The sequence below is a fragment of the Pseudoalteromonas sp. NBT06-2 genome (assembly GCF_002276045.1).
Classification (GTDB): Bacteria; Pseudomonadota; Gammaproteobacteria; order Enterobacterales; family Alteromonadaceae; genus Pseudoalteromonas.
Genome location: NZ_NQMR01000084.1, coordinates 1 through 13,139 on the forward strand (window position 1 = coordinate 1; position 13,139 = coordinate 13,139).

Sequence of the window (13,139 nt, forward strand, 5' to 3'; positions counted from 1 at the left end):
TGAGGCCACGGATGATAAACCAGACTTAACAGCCAAGTCATTCATGGATGATAAACCAATGCTATTTAATGTACTTTGGTAGTTGTTAATATATTCAGAAGCTACTGATGATAAACCAGCTTTAACAGCCAAGTCATTTATGGCCGGTAAACCAATGTTATTTAATGCACTTTGGTAGTTTTTAATATAATCAGAAGCCACTGATGATAAACCAGTCTTAACTGCCAAGTCATTTATTACACTATGAGTGTTCATTAGATCGGAAGTTAATGAGGCTCTCCCTGATATAAAACCTGTTGTAGAAATAAGGTTTCTAATAGATGGTGGTATAATAGAATCCAATGCTTTCTGGTAGTTTTTCATTTAGTAAATCCATTCTTATATTTATATTTATATTTATATTTATATTTATATTTATATTTATCAGATCCTTAGGCTTAACCCCTGGGTCACTCTACACCTGTCAAGAGCAATAGCTACTAATTTCCCCTTGATTAAGCTTTCAGTTAAAAATTATCGAGTTCAGGGGGTTCTTGAATGATTAGTTCAATTTCATAAACAAGAAATGATGGTTTTTCAATAATCAATGCAATAGAGCCTACCGCAACATCAATCCTATCCACATTTTTATCTAACCCAGCTAGATGAACACAGTGACATCTAGTTTTAACAGCTTCGAAAAGCCATTAAATATCACCAAAATCACACTTTAACACCTCTTTAAACATGGATTTTACTTTTTTAAAGTCATGGAACATTAGATTTTTTAAATGAATAAATTTTGGGTCAGGTCTTGCCTTTTGATCCCACTGTCTTATGGCTGCAATGCCGGATGAGCAGACGAAGTTCTTATCAAAATAAATGCTATTTTCCTTTAGGCTGATTAATTTCATTTATGTTGTTACATCCAAATTATAGCAAAAGTGATTAATCTTTATTTATCTGTAAATACTCGACCACTTGAAACCCTGTTTTGTTTCAGAGCTACCAATCAACAGATGAATTACATTCATTGCATGTAATAAAGCATGCCACGGAGCGAAAGTCATTTGTATTGCCGCAATTAGAGCACTTAAGAGAATTATGCTTTCCATTTAACTTCAGTTGTTCATATAAAGCTGGTGCAATACTTGAGTTAATTTTCATGGGCCGAGGAGTAACAGTATTTTGTTTTTTACTTTTGTATTTTCGTTTTGCTTCTTCCATTTCTTTTTTAAACTGAGACTTTAATAACTGGGTGCGTTCTTTGACCTGGCGAGTTACTATTTCCTTACTACTATCTACATTAAAAAAGTATGGCTTTTTTGATTTCGAATCAAATTTTAACTCTTCGATTTCAATTAATTTATTGCGGTAGACTTTCTCTAAACGAGCTTCATTTAGACCCTCTATATCTTCACAAACATATTCAATATAATGACAATTAAAATGTAGCTTACCAGTTTCATTACTTGCTTCGATAGCTTCACTATCAAATACAAATGCATTCATACCTGAACTGTAGAAAATGTCTTTTTGTGTAAAAGTGTCGTTGTTAAATTCAAGAAACACCCACAATATTGATGCTTTATTGCGTTTGTAAAATTCATCTCGAGCGATAATAACATCTAAGAATGTTGTACTAACTTGTAGCTCAAACACCATGGTCATCCCGCTTGATTTAATTTTTGCTGAGATATCAGGTCGGCGCCAATGCTTAGCAATTCCTGATGAATTTTCATCCTTAAATGTTTTTTCAACCTCTACTGATTCGAAAAGTGGATCCTTCCTTAAAATGGAGGCTAACAATAATTTATTATTTTTGTGTTGAGCCCCCTCCTTCTGGCCATTAAACTTCATGGCTTCAATTTCTTCTTTGCTTAAGTTACTAGTAGTTTTGATTGGGCAATCATCAGAATCTTTCATATGCCGGAAATAAAGAGCTTGATTGAGAGTACCGGCAATAAAAAGGGGCTGTAAGCATGTGGCACATAATAAGATCCCTTTTTTTTGATTTTTAAGGTCCCTTCTTAAAGTAAATAGTGTTTTCTCATCATACTTTGAAAAAAGATCAACGGAACGATATATTTGAAGTGTTTTAGTTGAAAATACCATCTGGATTGTAGACATGTTTATTCCTTCATAGTGTCTGGTTTTACTTATTGCAAATTATTATCTAATCGTTGCCTCGTCGAGTGCATAATCCATTTCCTCAGGTGATTTCTCAAAGAGATTCAAAAAATATTGCTCTCTTCAGTTTGAGCTTCTAAAAGCGTAATGAGCAACTTTTCTTATAGTATATTAATAAGTTAATAGTTTTTAGCATATATTAAAATAGCTATAAACACGGCATCAAAATAAATCTTACCATTAAAACCTTCAAATTGAATAACTGCCTTTTTAGTTATGCTATTTAGAGAGTTTATCTTATGCATTCGCACTATTAAGATTTATTTTCCATTTGTGTAGAAGCCTTATCAATAAATACCTATTGATACTCATTTTTAAGTTAAATCATATAAAAAGCCCCAGAAAATTCTGGGGCTTTAATTTAAAACACTACCTTTTCGGCAGATTAGTTTAATACGATGTTGTTGCTTTCTTCTTGGCCTAATTCCAGCTGCCTGTTCGGCAGTTCATCTAGCAAATTGTGTTGAAGCGCGCGCGCTCTAATTTCCAGCTGCCTATGCGGCAGTTCACTTAACAAAATGGGGCAATGTAAGAGAAGCCGAATTTCCAGCTGCCTATGCGGCAGTTCACTATATATTAGTAAATAATAGATTATATTCCAGTCAGTTAGTATGTGATTAGCTAAATTGCCCTTTATTACCATGCCTTCTAACAAACTGAAAATAAAACCTTTTATTTCATGACTATAAAAAAGGTATTTCAACACCAGATAAATCAGGTACTGTACCTAAAAACTTTTGGTTTGTCGCTAAGCCATAATTACTATAGTCATTACTTTTAACTGATACTGAATTTACTTTTTGAATATGTAATAAAAACGCTTCATTTGAGCTTTTACTGCTCCCTAATGCACTATGAAATGGTTGTATTTCTTTTTCTGGTTCAGGGGTTTTAGGGTTAAACACTTCACCTCTACTGTGCGCTCTTCGCTTAGCTCTTTTAAGCCGCCTTCTTTTTTCACCAACAAAGCATTTAGCAATACTTTGGTTACGCTTAAATCGAACTTCAGGGAGGTTTTCTGGAGCAGCAGTTACTTCACTGACTACAAATAAATTATCGCTAGCCATCATGTTAAAGTATGATTGCTCTGATAACTCAGCTAAAAGGGATTCGTGTTCACTTACAAATGCAATGGTATTTCCCAAACTATTATCAGACCAATTAGGAAAGCTGACTCCAATACCTGTAATATTTCTTGCTGAAATAAAACGATGTAAAATAGAAATACAGCGTCCAGCTAATAAACATTGATCTACATTTAGCGGTAAATATTTAATAGCGAAAAAGTATCGTTCTTGCATTAACTTCTCCCCTTTTGAAATAAACCACCTTTTAACAATACAGCCATTACATAATGAATATCTTTAGATGTTTTATCATCACTTAAATTATGTCTTTTCATATAACGAATATACACCGCAGCTCTAATCACCAACGAATAAAAATCGTTATGTTTTGATGGGTGACGTTGAGATATTAAGCTTTGTTTATCTGCACCGTATTCATGGGTTCTTAATCTTTTATCTGCTTCAATATGCCACCAGTCGTCAATTAGCTGTAATGCGGCACCAATTTTTTCAGCGTGAAAACACGCAGCCTCTTTACCATCAGTACAAGTAACGGTTGAAAGCTGCTTAGATGACTCTCCTTGCTCTACGTTATCTGTAAACCTTTGGCTTGGGTGAATTTCTTGGCAAAAACTTGTTTTTAGAGTTGCTGTTACTTCAATAAACCAATAAACCTTAGGATCACTTAAAGCTTGGCTAAACTCCTTAGTTAACTGATTTAAAACCTCATCATCTTGTGATTGCCAGTTAGAATGCCAGCTTAGTCTTCTTGCATCTTCGATAACATAAGTATTACCTGATGATGTTAAAACCTCTATTTTAGTGCCACCTGTATGCTGATTCCGCCAAAGCCAAGCGCCCATTAAAATATTCATACAATACCTGCGCGCTAATTCATCATAACCATTAGAGTTTTTATATTGAGTTGCGAGCTTTTCGAGCCATTTTTTAACTTTAGGATCTATACACACTCTTGGTTCAACAGCGTTTGCTTCTACCCTTAATGAAAATCGGCAATAAACTTCTTTAATATTTGGTGGGATATAACAGGCATCAATTGTATGAGGATTAGCAAAAGCTAAGTCTTGAGGAGCTGTATTTTTATAGTTACCACTACCATCGTAAGCTTCTGAAAAACTAGATTTTTGCCCTGCTATTTTATTAACTTCAACTTGTAATGGTACAAAATCACTTTCTGGTGTTTTATAAAAAAAGATGGCTTTTCCTGGTGACAGCGAACGAACATAATTAAGCTGCTTACATAACTTCATTTAAATCACTCAAATTTAGCTATTTTCATAAGCATAGCGTCTTTTTCAATATTTAATTGCCAAAATGCTTTATTTAAAAATGACTTAACTCCATTGAGCCTCACTGTTATTGGGCTAATACAATTAACTAACCCTATGGCTGGCTCGGCATAACAATGTAAGTCTGCTATTGCATTCTCTCTATATTTCATTGGCTCTAATGCGACAAAACCTAACGATGCGGGTTTTAACCTTGGATTTAATTTTAATGTATCAGCTAGCTGTTCTAAATTATCAGCAGTCTTATCTGATGGATAAACCCAACAGCCATTACGAGGTAAACGTGATAACTTAGAGAAAAGTTCATTTGAGTCATGATAAATATGACACCATTCTTTATTTTCATATAAAGATGGTGGATGCATACAACCACCTGCAAATTTTGAGGGAAAAGCAGCTTTTATTAATGCTGATTGTAACCTTTCAGGATTATCGATATATACACGTAAAACTAACCCCATTGTCATATCACATTTTTTTGTATCAATAATGCCAGAGCTTTTTACAGTGGAGGGCTTACGTTTTGAAGTTAATATACTTGGTTCAGGTAAGTTTTTACCTGCTACTAAATTATAATTTTGAATAAACCAAGCTGTACCTATCACTGTTAGCTCAGTTCCTAGTATGTTATTTACTTTTCTTTGAAAATTATGACTCCAACCACCTAAAGCACTTAGTGATGGAATGCCTTTAATATAAGGATTGGCTAAAGCATTAGCATCAAACACTCGCAAGTCTGAAAAATACAAATAAACGATTTTCGATTGTGGCGCTTCACAATATTTATCAGATTTACCAATCCAAGTTAATAACCACTTTAACTGTGATTTTAAAGGTGCCATTAAATCAGGATGAAATGCATAGCGTTGCGTATATTTGTTATATTGAAACTGCTCGTTAAGAACCCGACTAAATTCATTTAACAAGCTCTGTAATTCAGAGTGAGTAGCTTTTAAAAATTCGACTTCTAATGTTTGTTGATTAAGTTCATTATTAGAGTTTTCTTTATAATCTAGACGCCATTCAATTAATGGTGTTAACCAGTCGCTTAATTGTTCACGAATCAAACGCAACGCAGCCACACGAGCTTTACGCCTTAACTTATGAGTTATGGCATCACTTTCACCTGAAATCACTTGTAATGCATTTGTGAAAGCTCTACTACGTATTGCTTTATGATTAAAACAGCCACTTTGCTTAAATGATTTTTTCAGCATATTTTCTTTGTAAGTGAATTCATCACTATTAAACACTGTTGGTAAATAGCGCATCACTCTTACATTACCACCTAATGAAGTTGCCAAGTCGCCTACATTAGTAGGTCTTGAATGCTCAACAATTGCCGTTCGTAATTTATGCTCTACAGACAACTGTTGTATTTTAACGAGTAAGTTATGGCTAACTACAGGAGTAACTGCACAATAAGTATCACCAATCAGGAGCATTAATTGATTTGAGAATTGACTCACTTCATCAGGGAAGTCGACATTAGGTAAAGAATCAGTAAGTTGCTGGCACAATAATTTTAATCGTTTTTTAGTTAAACCTAACTTAACAAGGCAATCCATCCAACACAGCTCTTTTTTGATCAGTAATCTTGCTAAATTTGTTGGTTTGTTTTGCCAAATAAAACCTGCACTAAATAGTTTTGCATGATTCACTTCAGCACTGTTATGCGACCAACCTAGTAATGTAGGTTCACTTTCACTGGTGATCACTCCCCTATAATAATCCAACTTAGGCGCAATAATGCGTTGATGGCTTACCCTGATCTCAGGATACTTTAAATTATGAGTATGAAACCACTGAACTTCATTAACACATTTATCAAATAAAACCGTATTTTTTAATAATTCAGTTGCTGTATCTGGGTTTGTTAAATCACTAATTTCGGATTTTTTAAAAGTAAGATTTAATAAAATAATAACTGTACTTAATTCATTACCATCAACACCAATATCTTTGGAGTAAGGTGCAAACGCACGCCTAATTTTATGCTGCTTGTCTTTAAAGTCTTTATTATCTAACAAAGTATTTAAATGCATAGAGTCACCATGCCGACACATATTTATTTTGCCCGTCACGTTGAGACTGCATTTTTGCAATTCTTAACTCAATGACTTGCCTTAAATAAAAAGCGGGTTGATAAGCTGGTAATTTAACGTGTAGCTTTAAGTTACTTGCTAGCTTTAAATAACCCTCTTGATATAAGCGATACACTTGCTCTGTGCTAGTACACAGTAAAACGGCTGCCTCATTAATATTTAATAATAAATCGGCCATATTAGGCTCTTTCGATTTTGGATTATTACCTACCAAATTTACAAAATATTCAATTATCGCTTTTAGAATTAAGTTTTTATTAAGCTCAGCCGTTGGTAAATAAGCACTATCATTTAGCAATGCCCCAAACACATCTTCGAAAGAGGAGTGATTTAGTAATTTAGTTTGTTTTAAATATCCATTTTCAACTTGTTGATTGAGCTCTAAATATAAAACATCAGGCCATTTTTCAAAATACTCAAAGCAATCTGTCATTACCAAATTTTGATTTTTAACTAGCTTGCAATAACGTTCATAAAACCAAAGCAGTGCACCATATCGAAACGATAAATTACTGGAATTAAAAAAGTGGTTAGTACTATCAATTTGCTGCCCAACAATAAACCTACTTAAATTAACAGTTTCTCTTCTGGTGTCTGATAGTGAAGCCTCTCTAAAATCAAAACCACATTCACAGTACGATATTTTTTCACTCTGCATATAGTTAATTACTGCATTACAACTAGGGCAATTTTTTAGTAAATCACAACTATGAATATGGCAGGCGTTATAATGTTTTAAATGCCAGAACTGGCGTATATAGGTTTGATCTTTAATACATTGAGGACAAATCGGAATACCTGCTACACGTAAAAAACTACGAGGTATATCTATATCACTTCTAAAAACCGCAGTTTTACCCGCAAACCTTATCGAAGAATGCATTAAAGCTAATTGCGTTAATGTTGAGATTTCAAGCCCAGCTAACTTTTCAACCAATGTTAAAGCACGAACCCTAAAACTACTCGTTTGATGTGCATGATAAACATTAACTAAATGCAATTCTTTAGGAAATGCTCCCGCAGCTTCATGATCATGTTCATATAACCATTGCCATAGTGCATCACTTAGCTCTTGATATGATTCAAAGAAATTGGCATCAGATAAACGTAAAAGGTAACTCTCTAACGATTCATCTGAAAAAGGGCTTGGACGTATTAATAATTGCATTAACAACCTAAACTAAGAAACTCTTAGTTTAGGTTTAGGACATGTTTAATTTATTTTCCAGTTTAAAGTGATTAGCTAGATGACTTAAATAAACCTTAGGATAATTAAAGCTCTCTTTATTCTGTCATCTATATATTCTGAATGACAACTTTCCCGATATTTTGGCCATAGCCAAGTAACAAATTCATACCAAAAATGGGTTACCTTTTTATCCAACAATTAAGAAAATTCATAAATTTAAATATAGAACACTGAAGCATTAATCATGATTATGGCTACTAACCTGAGCATGTGGTGGTTGATTATTTAGATATTAATCAGTTGGTTATTCAGTATATTTCAACTACCTTTTTTAGTTGAGGCAGAGTACTATACAACCTAAATAAAAAAGATACTAATTGTGAGACTGCATGCATATCACCAAGTTAAATCTAATTAATTACCGTAACTTCAAGAACGTTAAGCTTCATTTTAATAAAGGTATTAACACTGTAATTGGTGAGAATGCATCAGGTAAGACTAACTTATTTCGGGCAATGAGATTGTTGCTTGATAACTCAATGCCACGCTCTTCGACAAAATTATCAGAAGGTGATTTCTGTAGATCGTTAGGTCCTTGGCAAGGTCACTGGATTATTATAAGTTGTGAATTTAGTGATATTTCTAATGATGAAGCTAGTCAATCCCTGTTTCTCCACGGTAACGGAAATATAGAGGATGAAGAAGAGGTAGTAACCAAAGCAACTTATAACCTCATATTCAGACCTAAAGCCCATATACGCCAAGCTCTTTCAATACTTCTAGCTGGTGATAGTACAGCGCTAGAAGAGTATTTAAGCGATGTCTCGATAGAAGACTATGAAACTGTATTAACTGGAAAAAGCACAGCAAATTTTGCTGACCCAGAGATATATAAATCTATTGTTGGTGACTTTGATGCTGTTGTTTTTCCAAATGAATTAAACAATCCAGATGTTGGTGTACGTTTACCATATATCCTTAATATGCCTAATGAGGTTTCATTTACCTTCATTAAAGCATTGAGAGATGTGGTTTCAGATTTCCACAATAATAGAACCAATCCCCTGTTAACACTGCTAAAAAATAAGTCAGGTGAAATTTCCCAAGAGGACTTTCAACCAATAGCTGAGTTGATCGGAACATTAAATGAAAATATTGAAGGTTTGTCTGACGTTTGTGATGTTAGAGATGACATCACATCGACGGTAGGTGACACTGTTGGGGATACCTACTCACCAAAATCTATTTCTATCCGCTCAAGCCTAACTGATGATTCAGACCAGTTATTCCAATCATTAAAGCTTTTTGTCGCGGAGTCAAATGATGAGCATGAAGGTGCTATTCATGAAATGAGCTTAGGTGGTGCTAATCTTTTATACCTTACTTTGAAACTTTTAGAGTTCAAGTATCAAAGAGCTAATCAATCTATCGCTAACTTCTTGTTGATAGAAGAGCCTGAAGCTCATATCCATACACATATACAAAAGTCATTATTTGATAACATCAACTACGATAACACTCAGATCATTTACTCAACTCATTCATCCCATATTTCTGAAGTAAGTAATATAAAAAACATGAACATTATCGGTATTGTGGATGGTAATTGTGATGTGTTTCAGCCTGCTGCAGGGCTTAGTGATCAACAATCTGGATTTGTTCAACGTTATTTAGATGCAATTCGCAGCAACCTACTATTTGCGCGAAGTGTCATTTTAGTTGAAGGGGATGCAGAAGAAATCCTAATTCCTGTCCTGTTTAAAAAAACTACAGGTCTAAGTTTAGATGAAATGGGGATTAGTCTTGTTAATATAAGAAGTACAGGATTTGAAAATATCGCAATGCTCTTTAGTGATGAACGCATTAAGAAGCGTTGTAGTATTATCACTGATCTCGATGACACGTTTTTTGATACGACAATCCTAGATGCAGATAGTGATTCTTTAAAGAAAAAAAAGAAAAAAGCTCAAGGCTCTAAAGAATCAGGACAAAACCGAGAACTGGCGCTTGATAGATTCTGTACAGACAACCAATGGTTAAAGCCTTTTTACGCAGATCATACCTTTGAAGTTGATTTCATTAAATCCTCAAATAGTTCATACCTAAAGAAGATAGTTAATGATGTTTACGTTGATTCTACTACAAAAATTACAGCTAAAGATGAACTATCTAACGCAGACATAGCTATATCTGGGGTGAGAGCATTAACAATGGCAAATCATCAAGGTAAGGGCTGGTTTGCTATTACTCTTGGCAAGGCTATTAACTTTAAAGTAGTAATTCCAGAGTACATATTTGAAGCAATCAAATTTGCGCATGGTGAATTTAAGCCCGAACTAGTTTTTAAGATACTATCCCATCGATATGAAACAATAGTTGCGCATGTTGCTGAAGGTACAACAAAGATGAGAGCAGCTGAAGCAGCGGGTAATTTAGTTCTCAAAACAAAGTGGGAAACATATCTAGCACCTTATGAAGCGGGAATTAATGTATTTGCATCTAAGTGGGATGCATTTGACTTAATAATAGATGATATAGATGACATTAAATCTGAATTTATTGCTGACTTCCCGACAGAAAACAATCACTTCTTAAAAGGGATTTAGTGATGTTTGTATGGGATAAAGATGATCTAAATGATGAGCAAGTCGATGCGATTCTTCAACCTGGTAACGTATTCCTTGAAGCATGCCCTGGTAGTGGTAAAACACGAACATTAACGTACAAAATTGCTCTTGAATTGTCGAGTTTGACCGATTCGAAAAAATGGATCGTAGCAATTACATATACTAATCGAGCGGCTGATGAGATTCGTGAAAGAATTGAATTATTGGGGGTTGATACCTCTCAACTATGGATAGGGACTATTCATGCTTTTTGCTTAGAGTGGATTATAAAGCCTTATGGTATTTACCATGACAAGCTTAAAAATGGGTTCAAGGTTATTAATTCATATGACAGTGAAGACCTTATAACCGATATTTGTCTTGGATTACGCCCTCAACGCATTAGCTACTATCAATGTACTCACTATTACACACCTAAAGGTATTCTCTTTATGGGGGCGGGTGGGAGTTTAGCTACCAGTGTTTTAGAAACTTATCATCAGCACCTAGACGAGAATCATCAAATCGACTTTGAACAGATATTGTATTTTTCTTATGAACTATTGAGTAATAAGGTGGCTATATCAAAGATATTATCGAATCTATTTGCTTTCGTTTTTATAGACGAGTATCAAGATACTAAAGAGATTCAATACTCAATTGTAGCAAGCATAATGAAAGCTAATCCGAGTAAAGTGAAAACATTTATAGTTGGTGATCCGAATCAAGCTATATATACGTCATTAGGTGGTTATGCTATATCCCATACGGAACTTGAATCTATAACTGAAGCTCCGTTTACCAAGATGTCCTTGGACAAAAATTACAGAAGCTCCCGAAAAATTATAGAGTACTATCGAAACTACAATATTAGCCCGACTACAACTAGCGCAGAAGGTAATGATAAAGACTACCAGAGCACGATAACTTATGATCAAGTCACTCACAAAGATGATTTAGTTGAACAGGTTAGCTCATATATTGAGCATAACATCGATAACTGTGGAATTCCTGAGAATGATATTTGTGTTATCGCACCTTGGTGGACACACTTAGCCGCATTGACTAGGAACCTTGTTCAACGCTTGCCTCAATATAGTTTTGATGGGCCAGGTTTAGTACCGTTCTCTAGAGACCTTGAGAATTTTTGGTACAAGCTTACGAGAATCATCCTCACTGAGCCTTCTCCTAGAATGTATGTTAAACGTCTAAGATGGGCATCGGAAATACTATATGATTTAGAGATAGCAATGGTCGATGTTGACCCTTTCACCTCGAAAGGTCTCCTTAAATTCATTAACTCTATTTCAATTGATGAGGAGGATGGAATTGCTTATCTTCGTTCCTTCTTCCAAGAGCTGTTCGAAAGCTTAGGGGTCGATTATTCGCTTTACCCTATGCTCCAAGAACACTATGATTCCTTCTTTAGCAGTACCGAAGATCGAATAAGCAGACTCCGCAGAGAGAGTGAGGAGTTTTCAACTGATATTGAGTCATTTCGCCGAGCATTTAAACCTAGAAGTGGGATAAAAGTGTCAACAATACATGGGGTGAAAGGTGGTGAGTATGATGCTGTTATATCGTTTGGCCTTCTTGAAGGGCTAGTACCAAACTTTAATGACTCTTCAGAAGAAAGTGCTAAGAAGCTTCTTTACGTTATAGCCTCTAGGGCTAGGAAAAACCTACATTTGATCTCAGAAAGAGGGAGAATGCAAGGCTTTAGCCCAAATCAAACAGAACGTACTTCCACAGAGGTTCTTCAACGCGTACGATATGGATATGATTATTTAGACTAGCAATACAAAACCTTAAATCCATTGGTACTTAACGAAATTATCTAGCCTGCTTTTTTTAAATGTGTATAGGCGAGCAAGAACGAAGATTCTAGCTCGCTTCAGTCCATTAATAAGTTAGAGGTATCGTCTACTATAAGGCTCTTAGCTAGCGGCCATATTTTGAAGCAACAACTTTTTTTGGTCTTTGACTAGTTTCACATAGTTAAATTAATACTTTTGAGTAATCTTTTCCGCTCAGTTCCTTCCAACTTAGCAACAGCGCAAATCACTTCAGCTAATAAATCATCATCGCAATAAAAATATGCTACAGGTACATTTAATTCTTTCGCTATGCGCTGCATAGTTAAGTAATCAGGAGCATGCTTTCCTTTTTCATATTGGTTCATACGAGCGCTAGCAGTATTAGGCTCCATACCTAAAGCAATGCCAAGTTGTTGTTGCGTAAAACCTGCTGCTTTGCGTGCTGTTTTAAGACGAAGTGGCGTTGGATTATCCATTTAAGACATTGCACCGTAACTATATTTTTTTATAGCTAAGATTCTCTTAGTCTCAAGGGGATAAGTGTACTAAGGTATCCTTAGTTTTAGGGGGTATGACCCATATTACTGAAATAAACTTAAGTTCTGTGACCTAAACTATTGTCAGAAAAAATAAAGTTTGATCATTTATATTAATAATTGATTATTTTTTTAATAAAGAAGAATGTTGGGTAGCAAGCGATGTCTGATGTAATTTGATAGTTTTGTTCGCATAAAGTTAATGTCCCTTAAGAGCGAAAAACAGACGGTCGCTCTAACTCATTTTTGGGCAAAAGTAAGCTAGAGTCGTTACTTTAGTTTTTAGATTTGGATTAGGAAATATATGGCTAAATATCTAAAAGGAAAAAATCGGCCAGTA

The 13,139-nt window shown here is 34.7% G+C and carries 10 protein-coding genes; 2 read left to right on the top strand and 8 right to left on the bottom strand.

Annotated elements, in window-relative coordinates; genetic code table 11:
* The 7 genes from CJF42_RS16165 to CJF42_RS16200 all read right to left on the bottom strand — a co-directional run.
* A partial coding sequence (locus CJF42_RS16165; protein WP_141235576.1) for a hypothetical protein occupies positions 1 to 363 on the bottom strand: 363 nt, incomplete at its 3' end.
* A 323-nt stretch (positions 364 to 686) separates the two neighbouring features.
* Positions 687 to 893 (bottom strand): hypothetical protein, encoded by a 207-nt coding sequence (locus CJF42_RS16170; RefSeq protein ID WP_095367684.1) that lies wholly within the window; start codon positions 891 to 893, stop codon positions 687 to 689.
* A 91-nt stretch (positions 894 to 984) separates the two neighbouring features.
* Positions 985 to 2,094, bottom strand: a complete 1,110-nt coding sequence (locus CJF42_RS16175; RefSeq protein WP_141235577.1) for a DUF6035 family protein — start codon at positions 2,092 to 2,094, stop codon at positions 985 to 987.
* 758 nt (positions 2,095 to 2,852) lie between these two features.
* Entirely contained in the window at positions 2,853 to 3,470 is a 618-nt protein-coding gene (gene cas6f / locus CJF42_RS16185; RefSeq protein WP_095367687.1) for a type I-F CRISPR-associated endoribonuclease Cas6/Csy4, read from the bottom strand.
* On the bottom strand, positions 3,470 to 4,507 hold the full coding sequence (gene csy3 / locus CJF42_RS16190) for a type I-F CRISPR-associated protein Csy3 (protein ID WP_095367688.1): 1,038 nt from the start codon (positions 4,505 to 4,507) through the stop codon (positions 3,470 to 3,472). The genes cas6f and csy3 overlap by 1 nt, the downstream gene beginning before the upstream one ends.
* Before the next feature lie 5 nt (positions 4,508 to 4,512).
* Positions 4,513 to 6,591 carry a type I-F CRISPR-associated protein Csy2 gene (locus CJF42_RS16195; protein ID WP_095367689.1) on the bottom strand — a complete coding sequence of 693 codons (2,079 nt, stop codon included), beginning with the start codon at positions 6,589 to 6,591 and terminating at the stop codon, positions 4,513 to 4,515.
* Positions 6,592 to 6,595: 4 nt separating this feature from the next.
* Complete coding sequence (locus CJF42_RS16200; protein WP_095367690.1) at positions 6,596 to 7,819, bottom strand: TniQ family protein; 1,224 nt, start codon at positions 7,817 to 7,819, stop codon at positions 6,596 to 6,598.
* A gap of 410 nt (positions 7,820 to 8,229) precedes the next feature.
* Between CJF42_RS16200 and CJF42_RS16205 the strand changes: the two genes are divergently transcribed.
* Positions 8,230 to 10,446, top strand: a complete 2,217-nt coding sequence (locus CJF42_RS16205; protein ID WP_095367691.1) for an ATP-dependent nuclease — start codon at positions 8,230 to 8,232, stop codon at positions 10,444 to 10,446.
* Between the two features lie 2 nt (positions 10,447 to 10,448).
* A complete protein-coding gene (locus CJF42_RS16210) occupies positions 10,449 to 12,242 on the top strand; it encodes a UvrD-helicase domain-containing protein (protein ID WP_095367692.1) in 1,794 nt (597 codons plus the stop codon).
* 194 nt (positions 12,243 to 12,436) lie between these two features.
* Here CJF42_RS16210 and CJF42_RS16215 read toward each other — a convergent pair whose 3' ends face one another.
* On the bottom strand, positions 12,437 to 12,739 hold the full coding sequence (locus CJF42_RS16215) for a helix-turn-helix domain-containing protein (protein WP_095367693.1): 303 nt from the start codon (positions 12,737 to 12,739) through the stop codon (positions 12,437 to 12,439).
* Positions 12,740 to 13,139: the final 400 nt, after the last annotated feature.